Source organism: Arthrobacter sp. 179, from assembly GCF_052379645.1.
GTDB lineage: Bacteria > Actinomycetota > Actinomycetes > Actinomycetales > Micrococcaceae > Arthrobacter_H.
Window position 1 is genome coordinate 17,540 of record NZ_JBQSYU010000028.1, and the last position, 16,476, is coordinate 34,015.

General features: G+C 67.8%; 15 protein-coding genes and 1 riboswitch. Of the genes, 5 read left to right on the forward strand and 10 right to left on the reverse strand.

Features of this window, described 5'->3' with window-relative positions:
• Window positions 1-8: 8 nt before the first annotated feature.
• Entirely contained in the window at window positions 9-1,448 is a 1,440-nt protein-coding gene (cls, locus tag ACT3UE_RS14125) for a cardiolipin synthase (protein WP_444566929.1), read from the reverse strand.
• A gap of 116 nt (window positions 1,449-1,564) precedes the next feature.
• Here cls and ACT3UE_RS14130 point away from each other — a divergent pair, with 116 nt between their 5' ends.
• On the forward strand, window positions 1,565-2,455 hold the full coding sequence (locus ACT3UE_RS14130; protein WP_444566919.1) for an aminodeoxychorismate lyase: 891 nt from the start codon (window positions 1,565-1,567) through the stop codon (window positions 2,453-2,455).
• Between the two features lie 6 nt (window positions 2,456-2,461).
• Here the strand turns inward: ACT3UE_RS14130 and ACT3UE_RS14135 are convergent, their stop codons facing one another.
• Window positions 2,462-4,900 carry an ATP-binding cassette domain-containing protein gene (locus ACT3UE_RS14135; RefSeq protein WP_444566920.1) on the reverse strand — a complete coding sequence of 813 codons (2,439 nt, stop codon included), beginning with the start codon at window positions 4,898-4,900 and terminating at the stop codon, window positions 2,462-2,464.
• 4 nt (window positions 4,901-4,904) lie between these two features.
• A complete protein-coding gene (locus ACT3UE_RS14140) occupies window positions 4,905-5,525 on the reverse strand; it encodes an ECF transporter S component (protein WP_444554872.1) in 621 nt (206 codons plus the stop codon).
• A gap of 53 nt (window positions 5,526-5,578) precedes the next feature.
• A riboswitch (TPP riboswitch) is annotated at window positions 5,579-5,705 on the reverse strand.
• Between the two features lie 69 nt (window positions 5,706-5,774).
• Here ACT3UE_RS14140 and ACT3UE_RS14145 point away from each other — a divergent pair.
• Complete coding sequence (locus tag ACT3UE_RS14145) at window positions 5,775-6,044, forward strand: DUF4235 domain-containing protein (RefSeq protein ID WP_444566921.1); 270 nt, start codon at window positions 5,775-5,777, stop codon at window positions 6,042-6,044.
• A 6-nt stretch (window positions 6,045-6,050) separates the two neighbouring features.
• Here the strand turns inward: ACT3UE_RS14145 and mnhG are convergent, their stop codons facing one another.
• The 6 genes from mnhG to ACT3UE_RS14175 are packed head-to-tail and all read right to left on the reverse strand — an operon-like array spanning window position 6,051 to window position 12,561.
• Window positions 6,051-6,449 (reverse strand): monovalent cation/H(+) antiporter subunit G, encoded by a 399-nt coding sequence (gene mnhG / locus ACT3UE_RS14150; protein ID WP_444566922.1) that lies wholly within the window; start codon window positions 6,447-6,449, stop codon window positions 6,051-6,053.
• A complete protein-coding gene (locus ACT3UE_RS14155; protein ID WP_444554869.1) occupies window positions 6,446-6,712 on the reverse strand; it encodes a monovalent cation/H+ antiporter complex subunit F in 267 nt (88 codons plus the stop codon). Before ACT3UE_RS14155 ends, mnhG begins: the two co-directional genes overlap by 4 nt.
• Window positions 6,709-7,377 (reverse strand): Na+/H+ antiporter subunit E, encoded by a 669-nt coding sequence (locus ACT3UE_RS14160; RefSeq protein ID WP_444566923.1) that lies wholly within the window; start codon window positions 7,375-7,377, stop codon window positions 6,709-6,711. The genes ACT3UE_RS14155 and ACT3UE_RS14160 overlap by 4 nt, the downstream gene beginning before the upstream one ends.
• Window positions 7,374-9,005: a Na+/H+ antiporter subunit D gene (locus ACT3UE_RS14165; protein WP_444566924.1), complete on the reverse strand. Its 1,632-nt coding sequence runs from the start codon at window positions 9,003-9,005 to the stop codon at window positions 7,374-7,376. The genes ACT3UE_RS14160 and ACT3UE_RS14165 overlap by 4 nt, the downstream gene beginning before the upstream one ends.
• Window positions 9,002-9,574, reverse strand: coding sequence for a Na(+)/H(+) antiporter subunit C (locus tag ACT3UE_RS14170; protein WP_444566925.1), 573 nt, complete (start codon window positions 9,572-9,574; stop codon window positions 9,002-9,004). Before ACT3UE_RS14170 ends, ACT3UE_RS14165 begins: the two co-directional genes overlap by 4 nt.
• On the reverse strand, window positions 9,571-12,561 hold the full coding sequence (locus ACT3UE_RS14175) for a Na+/H+ antiporter subunit A (RefSeq protein ID WP_444566926.1): 2,991 nt from the start codon (window positions 12,559-12,561) through the stop codon (window positions 9,571-9,573). The genes ACT3UE_RS14170 and ACT3UE_RS14175 overlap by 4 nt, the downstream gene beginning before the upstream one ends.
• A 150-nt stretch (window positions 12,562-12,711) precedes the next feature.
• Here ACT3UE_RS14175 and ACT3UE_RS14180 point away from each other — a divergent pair, with 150 nt between their 5' ends.
• Together ACT3UE_RS14180 and ACT3UE_RS14185 are read left to right on the forward strand one after the other, a co-directional pair.
• Window positions 12,712-14,055, forward strand: coding sequence for an MFS transporter (locus tag ACT3UE_RS14180; RefSeq protein ID WP_444566927.1), 1,344 nt, complete (start codon window positions 12,712-12,714; stop codon window positions 14,053-14,055).
• Window positions 14,052-14,819: an SDR family oxidoreductase gene (locus ACT3UE_RS14185; protein ID WP_444566928.1), complete on the forward strand. Its 768-nt coding sequence runs from the start codon at window positions 14,052-14,054 to the stop codon at window positions 14,817-14,819. The genes ACT3UE_RS14180 and ACT3UE_RS14185 overlap by 4 nt, the downstream gene beginning before the upstream one ends.
• Window positions 14,820-14,825: 6 nt before the next feature.
• Here the strand turns inward: ACT3UE_RS14185 and dcd are convergent, their stop codons facing one another.
• Window positions 14,826-15,407 carry a dCTP deaminase gene (gene dcd / locus ACT3UE_RS14190; RefSeq protein ID WP_444554862.1) on the reverse strand — a complete coding sequence of 194 codons (582 nt, stop codon included), beginning with the start codon at window positions 15,405-15,407 and terminating at the stop codon, window positions 14,826-14,828.
• Window positions 15,408-15,510: 103 nt separating this feature from the next.
• Between dcd and ACT3UE_RS14195 the strand changes: the two genes are divergently transcribed.
• Window positions 15,511-16,452 carry a M15 family metallopeptidase gene (locus ACT3UE_RS14195; RefSeq protein WP_444554861.1) on the forward strand — a complete coding sequence of 314 codons (942 nt, stop codon included), beginning with the start codon at window positions 15,511-15,513 and terminating at the stop codon, window positions 16,450-16,452.
• Window positions 16,453-16,476 lie beyond the last annotated feature (24 nt).

Sequence of the window (16,476 nt, forward strand, 5' to 3'; positions counted from 1 at the left end):
GCCTTGCCCTACTGCAGGGTTGCGGTCAGCCGGGCCACGTTGTCCAGGTAGCGCATGGTGCGTGGACGGTCCAGCCAGTCCTCCAGGGTGAGCAGGGTGCACTTTTCCTTATACGCGTCCTGGACCTTCTTGATCTCCCCCACGGCCCGGGATCCCAGCAGCATCAGGGACACTTCCAGATTCAGCGAGAAGGACCGCATATCCATGTTGGAGGACCCGAAGACCGCCACCTCGTCGTCGACGGTGAAGCACTTGGTGTGCAGAACCATCGGCTGCTGATACCGGTAGATCTTCACCCCGGCCTTCAACAACTGCAGGTAGTAGGACTGTTGGGCGTGATGGACCAACGCCTGGTCGCCGCGTTCGGAGACCAGCAGCTCGACCTCGACCCCCCGCTGGGCCGCGGTGGTGACCGTGTAGAGCATCGAATCATCCGGGACGAAGTACGGGCTGGTGATCGTCAGTTTCTCCGTGGCCGAATACATCAGCGTGTTGAACAGGCGCAGGTTGTTCTCCGACTCGAATCCCGGTCCGGAGGGAACGATCTGTCCGGTGGTCGTCCCGCAAGGCAGGGGGACACCGCCCTCGTTGAGGTCCTCCAGCAGGTACTCGTCCGTCTCCTGCGACCAGTCCGTGGCGAAGACGACGTCGAGGCCGGTGACCATCGGTCCTCCGACGCGGGCCATCAAATCGATCCATTCGCGGCCGAGCTTATGCGAGGACTTGCGCTTATAGCCGGGCTCGATGAGGTTCTGGCTCCCGGTGAAGGCGGTTTCGCCGTCGATGACCAGGATCTTCCGGTGGTTGCGCAGATCCGGGCGCCGCCACTTCCAGCGCAGCGGTGAGATGGGAAGCATCCGCCGCCATTCGATGCCGCTGCCGCGCAGACGCCGTAACAACTCGCGGTATCCCTCGGTGCGCATGGTGCCCAGATGGTCGAAGAGGAACCTGACGCGCACCCCGCGGTCGGCGGCATCCTCCAGCGCCGTCAGGAAGGGGCCGGTGAGCTCGGGATCGTCGCCCACGATGTAGAACTGGGCGTTGACGTAGTCCTTCGCCTGGTTGATCGCCTCGGTCATCCGGCGGATCGATTCGCTCGAATCGGTGATGAAATCGAACTGGTTTCCTTCCTGCAGGGGGAAGGCCCCGAGGTTGCGGTTCAGTTCGATCGCCGACCGGACCCACTCCGGGGCGTCCGGGGGGCCGTTGTCCACGTCCAGGGTCGCGGTGGCATCGATCACCCGTTGGTTGACGTCGGTTTGCCGGTCGATCCGGCGTTGCGAGAGCTTGAAGTTCCCGAACAGCAGGAACAGACCCAGTCCGACGACGGGGAAGAAGAAGATGGACAGCAGCCAGGCCATCGCGGTGGTCGGCCGCCGGTTCCCGGGGACGACACCGAGCATGACGATCCGGATCCCGAGGTCGACCACCCAGAGGAGCGACACCATCCATCCGGGAAGGTTCTGCCAAAGGAACAGCGATTCGGTCAAGGACGCACCTCTCAACGATGTCGGGACGGTCCAAGCCTAGTGGCAGGAACAAACCGCAAGGGTATTCTTGGCCCATGACAGTCTTGGTGTTCTTGGACCCCTCCAGGCCGGCCGGCCGCCTCGCCGATGCCTCCGCCGCGCAGTTGCTCGTCACCGATCAGGGGGTCATCCGCGGCGACGGGGTCTTCGAGTCCATGTTGTATACCGCCGGCGCCGTACGGAAACTGGACGCCCACCTCTCCCGGCTCAGGGGCTCGGCGGCCAGCTGCGACCTGGACCTGCCCGGGGAGCAGTCCTGGCGGGCGGCCATCGCCACCGCGGTGGCCCGGTATGACCAGGAGCGTACCGCGGACCCGGAGGACCCCGATGAGGCCGTGGTGAAACTGATCGCCACCCGGGGCCCGGAGGACCAGCCCCACGGCACCGCCTGGGTCACCGTCTCCCCCGCCCCGGAGTCCGGACGCCGCCAACGCACCGAGGGTGTCGCCGTCGTGCTCCTGGACCGCGGTTACGACTCCTCGTTGGCCGAACGGGCCCCGTGGCTGCTCCAGGGCGCCAAGACGCTTTCCTACGCGGTGAACATGGCCGCCCTGCGTCATGCCCACACACTGGGGGCGGAGGACGTCATCTTCACCTCCAGCGACGGACGCGTGCTCGAGGGGCCGACCTCCACGGTGCTGCTGGCCACCCGAGTGAACGGGGTCAAGCAGCTGGTGACCCCGATGGTGGAGACCGGAATCCTTCCCGGAACCACCCAGGGCGCGATCTTCGCGGCCGCCGAAGCCGCCGGCTGGACGTTGGGCTACGGCCCGTTGGAACCGGCGGACCTGTTCGATGCCGACGCCGTATGGCTGGTCTCCAGCCTCCGGCTGCTGGCCCCGGTCACCTCGATCGATGGCACCCCGATCTCCCGGGATCGGGCCCTGGGCACCGAACTGGCGGCCCTGCTCGAAGCCGTCGGCTAGGACCGGCTAGCCCCAGACGAGGTTCCAGGCGCCGGTGAGCAGGGCGGCCGCCGTGGCCACCACCCCCAGGGACAGGCCTCCGGCCACCAGGGCCCCGTCCCGCCAGGAGAAGGTGGCGGTCCGCGCCCAGGTGCGGTGGGTCCCGCCGAAGCCCTTGGCCTCCATCGTGACCGCCAGCCGCGAGGCGCGGCGGATGGCCTGGACCATCAGCCCCAGGCTCTGCCCCGCATTGGCCCGCAGACGCTGCACGAATCCTCCTTGGGCGCCCACGCCCCGGGCCCGGCGGGCCATGCCCAACGTCACCCATTCCTCGGCCAGCAGCCCGATCAGGCGCATCCCGGCCAAGGCACCCAACACGAAACGGTGCGGAAGCCTGGCTTGTTGGGCCAGGGCATTGGCCAGATCGGTGGGGTCGGTGCTCGAGAGGACGATGACCGCGGGAACCGCTACCGCGAAGATCCGCAGTCCGGTGGCCACCCCGGAGACCAGGGACCCCTCGCTGATCGTGGCCACCCCCAGGTCCAGCAGGACCGCGCCGGCATCGTTGCCGACCAGCGCGGTGCCCCAGGCGGCAAACAGGGCCGCCACCAGTAAAGGCCACGCCCGCAGGAGGAAGCGTCCCGGGGCGATCCCCCCGAGCCGGAGCAGCAGCAGGCTGGCGAGGACGACGATGCTGGAGGTCACCAGGTCCAGGGAGGCGATCAACGGCACCGTGGCCAGCACCACCGCAGCAAGCTTGGCCAACGGGTTGCACAGCCCGAAGAAGCTCGCCCGGGCCCCGGCATCGGGTTCCAGCCCCGGCATCCCCCCGGAGGCCCGGGCGGTGGTGGGGTCCGGGCCCTGCGGTGTGGTCCTGCCCGGTTCCCGGCAGGGGCGTCGATCGGCGACGACCTCGACCGTGGAAGCCCCCAAGGCGGCGGCGAAGCCCGCATCGTGCGTGACCGCGACGACGGCGACGCCGTCCTGGAGTTGTTCGCGCAGCAACAGCGCCAGTTCCCTCCAGGTATTGGCATCCTGGCCGAAGGTCGGTTCGTCGAGGATCAGTAGTCGGGGGCGGGCGGCGAGCACGGTGGCCACCGACAGCCGGCGCTTTTCGCCTCCCGAGAGGGTGAACGGGTTCGCCTCGGCCAGATGCCTCAGCCCCAACCGGTCCAACAGCTCATCGACCCGTCCGGTGATTTCCTCGTCGGTGTACAGCCGGGTCTTCGACCCCGGTCTGCGGGCCCGTCGTGGGCCGAAGGCCAGTTCCTCGCGCACGGTGGCGGTGACGAATTGGTGCTCGGGCTCCTGGAAGACGGTGCCGATCCGGGCGACCAGTTCCCCGGCCCGCCACCGGTAGGGCCGGTCGGCGTCCCCGGGGTCGGAGGCCCCCGCGGCGCCCTGGTCGCCGCTGAGGCCCGGCAGGGCGGCGACGCTGCCGGCCCGTTCGGGCAGCAGCCCGGCCAGGGTCAACGCCAGTGTTGATTTGCCCGCCCCGTTGGCCCCGGTGATGCACAGCGCCTGCCCGGCGTCGATCCGCAGGTCAAGACCCGATACGGCGGCAGGACCCTGGGCCGTTCTGGACACGGCCAACCCCCGTCCCCTCAACAGGCCGGCGGCCGGTGCTGCCGGCTTCGGCCGGGCCGGCAGCACGGGAGTGTGGCCGGGAACCCAGACCCCGGCGTCGATGAGCCGGTCCCGGATGGGTCCGGGGGCGAAGAGCCGGGCCGGTGTGCCCTGGTAGGCGATGCCGCCGCCGGGCTCCAGGACGATCACGCGGTCCACGGCGTCGGCCCAGGCCGCCAGCCGGTGTTCGACGATGATCATCGTCGCCCCGCTGGCGCCCACGGCGTCGATCACTGCGTCACGGACCTCCAGCACCCCCTCGGGGTCGAGGTTCGCGGTGGGTTCGTCCAGCAGGACCAGTCCCGGGCGCATGGCCAGGATCCCGGCCAGGGCCAGTCGTTGCTTCTGTCCCCCCGACAGGGAGGAGGTGGGGTGGTCCAGGGGCAGGCTGAGCCCGACGGCGTGCAGGGATTCGATGACGCGGGGCCAGATCAGTTCCGGATCCACCGAAAGGTTTTCCGCCCCGAAGGCGACGTCGTCCCCCACCCGGGCCTGGACGATCTGGGTCTCGGGGTCCTGCTGCATCAGCCCGGTCCGGCCGTGGGCGGCCGCGGCGGGTCGGCCATCGATGAGCAGTTCCCCTGCGGAGGCGTTGTCCTCATCGTCCTGCAACACCCCGGCCAGGGCATGCATGAGGGTCGATTTACCGGCCCCGGACGGGCCGACGAGCAACACCTTCTCCCCGGCGTCGATGTCCAGGTCCAGCCCCAGCACGGCGGGCTCCTCGCGTCCGGCATGCTGCCATCCCCAACCGCTGGCCCTGACCGCCGCCGCGCGGACGTCGCCGACCCCGGTGGCCGGTGAAGGGCCCCGGGCCCCGGTCGGTGCATCATGTGTCATCGGTTCAACCCAGGACCCGTTCCTGGGCGGCCTTCCGCGACGCCATCGAGGACAAGGCCCCGGTTCGCGACAGGGCCCGGGTCAGTGCCCAGGATCCCAATCCGGCGATGACCAGGCCCGAAATGGCCATGAACACCACATAGGCCAGTTTCATGCTCTCGGTGTAGTCGGGGAACCAGGAGAAGACGAAGGCGTCGTTCACTCCACCGAAGATCCCGGTCAGCAGCCCGGCGAACAGCGCCACCGGCAGCGACCAGCGGCGGTAGAGCAGCACGGCGAAGACGATTTCGGCGCCGAGGCCCTGGATGATCCCCGAGGCCCAGACCGTCCAGCCGTATTCGGAGCCCAGGAGCGAGGAAACGACCGCGGCTACCATCTCGCAGAACAGTGCGGCCCCTGGTTTGCGGATGATCAGTGCCCCCAGGACGGCGGGGAAGAGCCACATTCCGGCCAGCAGGGCGGATGAGGGCGGGAAGGCCACGAAGATGAAGTCGAAGGCGTGGTGGGTGGTGTTCCAGGCCCAGAAGATCACCCCGGAGGCCACGGCGATGACGGAGGCGACGACGATGTCCACGACGCGCCAGGTGTAACGGGCGGTCGGTGCCGCCGAGAGGGTGCTGCTCATGTGGTGTTCCTCCTTGGGTCCAAGGAGGGGAGGACCCCGCGGCGGTTCCGCGGGTCCTGAGATTCTCGACTCCCTTCGCCGGTACGAGCCGGAGCAGGTTCGAGGGTCTGCGGTGTTCCGCACTCTCAGCGTCGAAGATTCCGGCCGTGGCCGGTCGGCGACGCTCCCCTGTCGTAGGTGATTCAGTAGGGCCGAGTCTACAGCGCGTTATGCTGGGCAGGTAATCACCTACCGACGGGAGAATCGTTCGTGAACGCATTATTGAAGATCGTCGGCGCGGTCGTGTCGATCGGCGCCGGCTTCGTCGGCGGCAAGCTCGTGGACACCATCTGGTACAAGGTCACCGGAGAGAACCCCCCGAAGCCGAACGACAAGGAAGCCCAGGCCGAGGCATCGATGCGTCATGCGCTCGGGTTCGCTGTGGTCTCCGCCGTGGTGTCCGCAGTGATCCAGGTCCTGACCAACCGTGGCACGCAGCGGGCCATTGCCCGCTTCAACCACACGGCCGACGAGGTCTGATCCTCGTCAGCGGCCTTCGTCCAGGCGGCGCTGGGCCTCGGAGACCACTTCATTGAGGTCGTCGAGGACCAGCGTCTCCTGTTTGAGGTGCCGGGTCCGGTAGCCGGCACGACCGACCATATGGGCGGTCACCGGGGCGGTGAGCAGCTGGAAGAACCAGGCCAGCACCAGTATCGGCACCGCGGACCAGGCCCTGATCTGCAGGGCGACGGAGAGCAGCATCAGGAACAATCCCAGGACCTGCGGTTTCGTGGCCGCGTGCATGCGGGAGAAGAGGTCCGGGAAACGCAGCAGGCCGATGCCTGCGGCCACGGACAGCAGAGCCCCGGAGACCATGCTGATCACCACGATCCAGTCCAGGACCTGGTCCAGCATCCCGCCCTCGGTCAGTCCAAGCACGATCATTGCCCCCTCCGATCGGTGACGTAGCGGGCGATGGTGACCGAACCGATGAAGGCCACCAGCGACCCGACGACGATGAACACGATGTGGTTCAGATGCCGGTTCACGACCATGTCCACGCAGAGTCCGCACAGGATGATGATCAACAGGACGTCCAGGGCCAGAGTCCGGTCCAGGATCGACGGGCCCCTGGCCAACCGGATCAGTGCCATGACGGCGCCAAGCGCCAGGGCGACCCCGGCGATCCAGGCAGCGACGATGATCATGGGTGCTCCTTCATCGATCGGTTCGCTCGTGCTGCGGGGTCGGGGCCTGCGGGGCCCTCGGCGTCCAGGGCCGCCAGTTCCTCCCGGCTGCCCATCATCCGGATGATCCTCGCTTCGATGGACCTGACCTGCCGCCGGAAGTCCTCGGCCTCCTGGACGGTGTTGATGTCCAGCACGTGCAGGTAAAGCGTGGAGGTCGTCCGGTCGATCTCCACGACGAAGGACCCCGGGATGAGGGTCAGCACATGCCCCAGGACCGTGGCCATGAGGTCTTCCTGGCTGCGCATGCGGATGCCGATGACCGCGTTGCGCACCTTCGGCCCGCGCCGGAGGACCACGAGCACCACCTGGATGCTCGCCCGCACGATTTCACGCAGGAACAACACCGTGAACACCAGCCCCTGCCAGGGGTTGAACCGGCCGGAGAGCTCCACGGGAGGCAGTTTGAAGGTCGTCACCACCCCCAGGGCGATGACGAACCCGAAAATCAGGTTCCCGGGGCTGAAGTCCCGCCAGAGGGCGCCCCACACCAGGACCAGCCACAACATCAGGGGAAGTTCGATCAGGAAGCGGGCACGACGCCGTCGTGCCCTGGTCCGGGCGCTGCGGGCCCCGGTGAGCAGTTCCGAGGGCCGTGCCGGACGCGGATGCCGGTGCGGGCTCATCGTCCGCCTCCCGTCTCGGAGGCGCCCAGGACGGCCTCGATGTAGGGCGTGCGTTCGAGCATCTGCTGCGAGGCCTGGTCGGCCAGGTCGAAGAGCGGCCCGGCGAAGATGGTCAGGGCCACCCCCAGGGCCACCAGCACCCCGGTGGCGAAGACCATGGTCGGGGGCAGCACGGCCGCATCCCCCCGTCCGCTCAGGCGATGTGGCTGGGTTTTGACGCCGGTCGTCCCGGTGGCGGGACGGCGGGCCTCCTCCGCGGCGATCAGCAGGATCGGGTCGGCGTCCTCGGCGTCCTCGGCGCGACGCCAGAACGCCCGGTTCCAGACCCGGGCGACGGCCAACAGGGTCAGCAGGGAGGTCACCAGGGCCCCGGCCAGCAGGACCCAGGCCAGCGGGGTCCCCAGGTCCACGCCGCCGCGCAGCAACCCGACCTTGCCCAGGAACCCGGAGAACGGCGGGATGCCGGCCAGGTTCATCGCCGGGATGAAGAACAGTACCGCCAGCACCGGTGACAGCTTGGCCAACGACCCGAGCCGGTCCACGTTCGAGGTCCCGCCCCGGCGTTCCATCAGCCCGGCGACCAGGAACAGCGAGGTCTGCACGATGATGTGGTGGGCCACGTAGTAGACGGTGGCCGCCAGGGCGACGGCGCTGCCGGTGGCGACCCCGAACATCATGTAGCCGATGTGGCTGGTCAACGTGAAGGAGAGCATGCGTTTGAAGTCGGCCTGGGCGAGGGCGCCGAGGATCCCCACGAGCATGGTCAGCAGGGCGACCACCAGCAGCGCCGTGTTCAGCCGGCCCCCGGGGAAGAGCAGGGTTTCGGTCCGGATGATCGCATAGACACCCACCTTGGTCAGCAGGCCGGCGAACACGGCCGTCACCGGCGCAGGAGCCGTCGGGTAGGAGTCGGGGAGCCAGAAGGACAGCGGGAACACCGCGGCCTTGACGCCGAAGGCGACCAGCAGCATCACATGCAGGATCTGTTGGGTTCCGGGGTCGATCTCGGCGAGCTTGCCGGCCAGATCGGCCATGTTCACGGTCCCGGTCGCGGCGTAGACCAGCCCGATCGCCAGCAGGAACAGGATCGAGGAGACCACCGAGACCACCACATAGGTGACCCCCGCACGGATCCGGGCCGTGGTCCCGCCCAGGGTCAGCAGCACGTAGGAGGCGGTCAGCAGGATTTCGAAACCGACGTAGAGGTTGAACAGGTCGCCGGCCAGAAAGGCGTTGGACACCCCGGCGACCAGGATCAGGTAGGCGGGGTGGAACACCGAGATGGGCCCGTCCTCGTCCCCGTCGGCCATGCCTTGGCCGGTGGCGTAGAGCAGCACGGTCAGGCTGACCGCCGTGGAGACCACGAGCATCAGTGCGGAGAACTCGTCGACCACCATGGAGATCCCGAACGGTGGGGCCCATCCGCCGATGACGACCGCTTGCGCCCCATGTCTCCAGGCCGATACCAGGAGCCAGGATTCCAGGGCGAGGGTCAGGCACAGGGTCCCGATCGTCGCGGTGCGCTGGGCCAGCGGGTGCCGTCGCAGCACGAAGGCCAGGGCGGCGCCCAGGATGGGCAGCAGCACCGCCAGGGGGGCGACGTCGATCGCGGCCAGGTCCTCCATCATCGGGCCTTCCTGTTGCGTCGTTTGTTGTTGGTTCCCGCACTCTCCTCGGAGGAGGCCTGCCGCAGTTCGCTGGCCAGCCGTTCCCCGGCGACCCGGGCGGCCGCCGCCCTCCGCGATTCCTCGGTGTGGACCCCCTCCCCCTCGTCATCGATATCGGCCGGGAACTCCGAGGTCTCCAGCTCGACTTCGGAGTCCTCCTCGAAGTCGAAGGTGTCCTTGGAGGCTACCCGGCGGTCCTCGGCGTCGTCGGTGAGTTCGTCCCGGCGGGCGATGACCCAGGACCGGTAGATCATGGCCAGCAGGAACGCGGTGACCGCGAAGGTGATGACGATGGCGGTGAGGATCAGCGCCTGCGGAAGCGGGTCGGCATAGTCCTCCGCCGGGGTCCCCGCCTCGTAGAGGGGGGCGAGCCCGCTGCGCCCGCCGGCGGCCAGGATCAGCAGGTTCACCCCGTTGCCGACCAGGATGATGCCCAGCAGCACCCGGGTCAGACTGCGTTCGAGCAACAGGTAGATCCCCGCCGCGAAGAGCACGCCCATCACGATCAGCAGGGTCATGTTCACACTCATTGCCGGTCCCCCGCCCGTTGGACGACGGGCCGGCGAGGCCGGCGCACCCCGCCGGAGAGCAGTCCGCGCTTCTCGGTCTTCTCATCGATCTCCGAGCCGAGGCTGCGCAGCACGTCCACGACCAGCCCCACCACCACCAGGTACACCCCGATGTCGAAGAACGTGGAGGTGACGAATTTCTGCTCCCCGAAGACGGGCAGGGCGAATTCAAGGACCGCGGTCTGGAACAGTTGGCCGCCCAGCAGCAGGGGGACGACGCCGGAGAGGGCCGAGGTGGCCAGACCGAGGCCCAGCAACGTGCCGGGGCTGATGGGGGTGGCTTCGGCGAGTTCGAACCGCCCGCCGGCCAGATAACGGATGGTCAGGGCCAGTCCGGCCAACAGCCCGCCGGCGAATCCGCCGCCGGGGGAATTATGTCCGGCCAGCAGGAGGTAGATGGAGAAGATGATGATCGTGTGGAAGACCAGCCGGGCAACCACTTCGAAGATGATGGACCGGCGTTCGGGGGCCAGCGTCTTGCCGGCCACCAGCCAGGCGTCCTTCGCCGACTGGGCGAAATGCCGGGCGGTCGCCAGGGCCGCCGCGGCGCGGGTGCCGCCGGGCTGTGGTCTGGCCCGCCCCACGGATCCGGGTTCCGCCTCGACCACCCGGTGCCTGATGTCGCCCCGGCCGCGGACGAAGATCAGCGAGGCCACCCCGGTGGCGGCCACGGCCAACACGGTGATCTCCCCGAAGGTGTCCCAGACACGGATGTCCACGAGGGTGACGTTGACGATGTTCTTGCCGGCCCCGCCGAAATAGGCCAGTTCCGGGAAGGACAGCGACACCGGGTCCGCGGTACGTGAGGCCATGGCGGCTGCGGCGATGCCGATCATCGCCACCCCGAACCCGATCCCCAGCAGGGCCCGCGCCATGCGGTGCCCCGTGGGGTTCAGCGTCCAGAGCGGTGGGGGAAGCACCCGCAGCGCCAGCACCATCGCCACCAGGACGATCGTTTCCACCAGCAATTGGGTCAGCGCCAGGTCCGGGGCACCCTGCAGGGCGAAGATGAAGGCCATGCCGTACCCGGTGACGGAGACCATCAACACGGCCAGGAAGCGCCGGTTGGCCCGGATGGCCGCCAGGGCCCCGACGATCATGCAGAGTCCGGCGATCAGTTGGGCGGGGGTGTCGAACCAGACGATGTTCTCCGGCAGGGGTGTCTGGTTGGTCAGCCCCGCGACCGCCGGGACCACCAGGGCAACCAGGAGGATGACGCCCAGGTAGAACGGCAGCGAACCACGCTGGGTCCGCCCGGTGGTCCAGACGGAGACCTCGTCGACCGCGTTCAGCGACCACTTGTACACCTGCTCGGCTTCGAGCAGGGCCGGGACGCGGGACTGCAGGGCGCCGAATCCGGCCCGCCACCGATGCACCAGCAGCCCGGCGGCGATGACGAGCACCGAGAAGCCCAGCACCGGGGTCGGACCGTGCCATAGGGCCAGCTGGACCGGGTGCTCGGAGGCCGGGAACAACGAGGCGAATCCGGCCGCAGCCTTCCCCAGCGGCGTCGGGAGGAACCCGAACACCACTGTTGCCGCGGTCAGGACCGCCGGCGCCGCCAGGAAGGACCACGGGACGGCCTTGAACGCCGTGGCCGGCATGCCCGGTTTGGAAGCGAAGCCGCCCCAGATGAATCGTGCGCTGTAGGCGACGGTGAAGACGGAGCCGAGCAGCACCCCCAGGAACACGATGATCCCCGCGATGTCATGAGCACCGGCCAATAGGACCTCGAGCACCGATTCCTTGGCGACGAAGCCATACAGCGGTGGGATGCCGGCCATCGAAGCCGCCGAGATCACCGCCACGACGAACAGTTTCGGAGCGGTCCGCCACAGTCCCGACAGCAGTCTCACGTCGCGGGTTCCCGCCTGGTGGTCGATGATCCCCACGACCAGGAACAATGCCGCCTTGAAGAAACCGTGGGCCAGCATCAGGGCCAGCCCGGCGAGGGCGGCATCCGCGGTGCCCTGCCCCACCACCAACATGATGAAACCCAGCTGGGAGACGGTCCCGTAGGCCAGCACCAGTTTGATGTCGGTCTGTCGCAGGGCCCTCCAGCCACCGACGAGCATGGTCGCCAGCCCCAGCCCGATGATCATCCCGTCCCAGTAGGTGGTCCCGGAGAATCCGGGGGCCAGGCGGGCCACCAGGTAGACCCCTGCTTTCACCATGGCGGCGGCATGGAGGTAGGCGGATACCGGGGTTGGTGCGGCCATGGCACCGGGGAGCCAGAAATGGAAGGGTACCAGTGCCGATTTACTCACGGCCCCGAGAAGCACCAGGGCGATGGCGATATCGATGAGGGTTCCGCGCGAGGCCAGTTCCGGGGCCATGGCCATGATTTCGGAGAGCCGGTAGGTGCCGGCGGTCTGGCCGATCATCACCAGGCCCAGCAGCATGGCCAATCCGCCGAAGGTGGTCACCAGCAGCGCCTGCAGGGCGGAGCGGCGGGCGAAGATGCGGGTCCGGGCGAAGCCGACCAGCAGATAGGACAGGATCGTCGTGATTTCCCAGAAGATGAACAGGAGGATCAGGTCATCGGCGATCACCAGCCCGAACATGGCCCCGGCGAAGGCCAGCAGCTGGGCGCCGAAGGGCCCGATGTTGGCGTCCTCGTTCTTGAAATAGCGCGCGCAGTAGAACAACACCAGCGCACCGACGCCCAGGATCAGCAAGCTCAGGACCGCGGCCAACGCATCCATCCGGAAAGCCAGGTCCAGTTGCAGGACGGGGATCCAATGGAGCAGTAATCCAGGTGGCGCATTCGGTTCCCCGGCGGCCGCCGATTGGTCGGCGGAGATGAAGGAATCAAAGTTGACCAGCAGCCACACGAATGCGGCGGCGGGGACGGCACCGAGGAGATAGAACGAAGCCCGGCCGAAGCGGCGGAACAAAAGCGGCGCCACGGCGCTCACCGCAAAGAGCGCGATGAGGACCACGGCCACGATGTTCTCCTGAGGGGTTCTGGGCCACGCATGGTTCGACACTGCAGCACTCGGTCAGGTAATTAATTTAGTTTAACAGTTCATCAATCCGATTCCGTAGAAAGCACCTTAATAGGCCGGTAATTTCGCGCAGGGCGTTACGCTTCAGGAATGAGCCCGAACGCCACGCCCACGGCGCTGCCCGAGCGCGGAGCACGAACGATTTCGAAACAAGTCATTGCCTGGGCCTCCTGGGACTGGGGCGCCTCGGCGATCAACGCGGTGATGACGACCTTCGTGTTCACCGTCTACCTGACCAGTTCCGCGTTCGGGGATACCGATTCCAACACCTCCGCGCTGTCGCTGGCGCTGACCGTCGCCGGTTTCACGATCGCCCTGTTGGCCCCGGTGACCGGCCAGCGGTCGGATGCGGGCGGCCGCCGCCGCTTCTGGCTGGGCGTGAACACGGCCCTGGTGGCCCTGGCCACCGCCGCCGCCTTCTTCGTCTTCCCCGATCCGCGCTTCCTGGTGCTGGGGGTCGGTCTCATCGCCGCAGCCAGCGTCTTTTCCGAATTCGCCGGCGTCAACTACAACGCCATGCTCCCGCAGATCTCCACCCCGAAGACCATCGGCAAGATCTCGGGCTTCGGATGGGGCATGGGCTACGTCGGTGGCATCCTGGCCTTGTCCCTGGTCTTGTTCCTCTTCGTCCAGCCCGTGGTCGACTGGCCGGGTTCCAACACCGACAACGCCTTGAACATCCGGCTGGTCGCGGTCTTCTCCGCCCTCTGGTTCTTCGGTTTCGGGCTGCCGGTGCTCTTCGCCGTCCCCGAGGTCTCCCGGCGGCAGAAGATGGCCAAGGTCAGCATCCTGGAGTCCTACAGACAGCTGGGCCGCAACGTCGCCTCGCTCTGGCGCACCGAGCGGAACACGGTCTTCTTCCTCATCGCTTCGGCCGTGTTCCGCGATGGGCTGGCCGCCGTCTTCGCCTTCGGCGGGGTGATCGCCGCCGGAACCTTCGGCTTCGAACTCTCCGAAGTGATCGTCTTTGCCATCGTCGGGAACCTCGTGGCTGCCGCGGGCGCCCTGGTCGGTGGGGTGCTGGATGACAAGATCGGCCCCAAGGCGGTCATCATCGGCTCCCTCGTGGGCCTGCTCGTCGCCGCTGGGGGGGTGTTCCTTTCCCCCGACGCCACCGGCTTCTGGATCTTCGGCCTGATGCTGACCCTGTTCGTCGGGCCCGCACAGGCCTCGTCCCGCGCGTTTCTGGCCCGGCTGGCCGCCGAAGGCCGCGAAGGCGAGCTCTTCGGCCTGTATGCCACGACCGGCCGCGCGGTCTCCTTCCTGGCCCCGGGCTTCTTCACCATGGCCATCGTCCTGGCCACGAGCCACGTGGCTGAAGGCGGCGCCCAGCGCTACGGCATCCTCGGGATCATGCTGGTCCTGCTGTTCGGATTGCTCCTGCTGCTGCCGGTGCGCAAACCCACCCCCTCAACCGATCAGGAGAACGCATGACCATCCCCCCGAACACCCCGGAATCAACCGTCCGTGTCGCCGTCGTCACCGGTGCCGGCTCGGGGATCGGCCGGGCCGTGGCCCATGAACTACTGGATCACGGCTGGTACGTCGCGCTGGCAGGACGACGGTCCGGGGCCCTGGAACAGACGGCACGGGCCAACGACCGGGCCCTGGTCGTCCCCACGGACATCACCGACCCCCAGCAGGTCGAGGCCCTGTTCTCGACGGTGACCGGAACCTGGAACCGGGTGGACGTCCTGTTCAACAACGCCGGCGCCTTCGGCCCCCGCGCCTCGGTCGACGAGATCCCGCTTTCGGATTGGAACGACGTGGTGGCCGTGAATCTGACCGGCAGCATGCTCTGCGCCGCAGCGGCCGTCAGGGCGATGAAGTCCCAGGATCCGCAGGGCGGCAGGATCATCAACAACGGGTCGATCTCCGCCCACGCACCGCGACCGCAATCGGTGGCCTACACGACGACGAAACATGCCATCACCGGGCTGACGAAGTCCATCGCCCTCGATGGGCGCACCTCACGGGTCACCGCCTCACAAATCGACATCGGCAACACCGCCACCGAATTGACGGCGGGATTCACCACCGGGACCCTCCAGGCCGACGGCAGCACGAAGAACGAGCCGGTCTTCGACGTCCATCATGCGGCCCGGGCGGTGAGGCAGCTGGCCGAACTCCCCTTGGAGGTCACCGTCGACTCATTGGTCATCACGGCCACCGGCATGCCGTTCACCGGTCGCGGCTGAGCCGGTTCAGGCCTGCAGGTCGGTGCGGTGGAAGTTCAGGTGACTCCGCGACGCCGTCGGACCGCGTTGGCCCTGGTAGCGGTTCCCGTAGGGTCCGGAACCATAGGGGTGCTCCGTCGGCGAGGTGAGCTTGAAGAAGCAAAGCTGGCCGATCTTCGATCCCGGCCACAGTTTGATCGGCAGGGTCGCCATGTTCGACAGTTCCAATGTCACATGCCCCGAGAAGCCTGGATCGATGAAGCCCGCGGTGGAGTGCGTGAGCAGTCCCAGCCGGCCCAGCGATGACTTCCCTTCGAGCCGGGCCGCGACGTCGTCGGGCAGCGTGACCCGTTCGTAGGTCGAGCCGAGCACGAATTCCCCCGGGTGGAGGACGAACGCCTCGGTGGGGTCGACTTCCACCAGGCGGGTCAGCTCCGGTTGGTCCTGCGAGGGGTCGATATGGGCGTATTTGTGGTTGTCGAAAAGCCTGAAATAGCGGTCCAGGCGGACGTCGACGCTGGCGGGCTGGATCATCCCGGGCTCATACGGGTCCAACCCGATGCGCCCGCTGTCCAGTTCGGTCCGGATGTCGCGGTCAGATATCAGCACGGTTCCCAAAATAGCCTATGCCGGGCCCCCGGCGTTATCCTGTAGCTCGGTGGGTCGAACGGCCCTGCGAGGTCCGCAGGCTGCTCCACGCACCACACACACCATGATGACTACACCCGACACGCTCCGCCGTCTTCCCGCAGTGGCGACCAGCATCGCGCTCGCGGCTGCCTTCCTGCTGCCTGCCGCCACGGCCCAGGCCTCCCCCGTCGGTGACCTGCAAAGCACCCAGGCCACGCCCTCCAGCGCGGCCACCGCAGAGGCGACGCCCGGGAAGAATTCGAAGTCCTCCACCTCCGATCACCAGTACGCCGCCTACAGCACCGACCCCGCCTCCCCGTTGGTGCTGGTCAACAAGGATCATCCGTTGCAGCCGCGCGACTACGCGCCCAAGGATCTGGTCTCGGTCTCCGGAAACGGCACCGAGATGGTTCCCCGCGCCGCCAAGGCCATGAAGAAGCTCATCGCCGGCGGCGCCCGGGATGGGCAACGACTCACGGTCATCAGCGCCTACCGCTCCTATGACCACCAGCTCGCCCTCTTCCAGCGGTACACGAGGAAGTACGGCAAGGACTATGCCGCACGCATCTCGGCCAAGCCGGGAACCAGCGAACATCAGCTCGGGCTTTCCGCCGACGTCGGAGCCGCCAGTGGCCAATGCGCCCTGAAGGCCTGCCTGGCCGATCTGCCCTCCGGCAAATGGATCGCCGCCCATGCCGCCGACTACGGTTTCATCGTCAGGTACCCCCAGGACGAGCACGAAACCACCGGCTACAACTTCGAGCCGTGGCATCTGCGCTATGTCGGCACCAAGGCGGCACAACGGATGGACCAGCAGGACATGGCCACCTTCGAAGAGTATTCCGATCATTTGGTGGCCGACCGGAAGAAGCAGAAGTCCAAGACCGCGAAGAAGGAAGCCGCGGCAGAACGGCAGGCCGCCCGGGAAAAGGCGGCCCGCGACGCCGAATGGGAGCGTCAGGAGCGCCGCGCCGAGGAAACCCGCTGGTGGCCCGACTGGGCCCGCAGCGCCTTCACCGAGTAGCCTTCCGGCCCCGGTCCGGGGCGC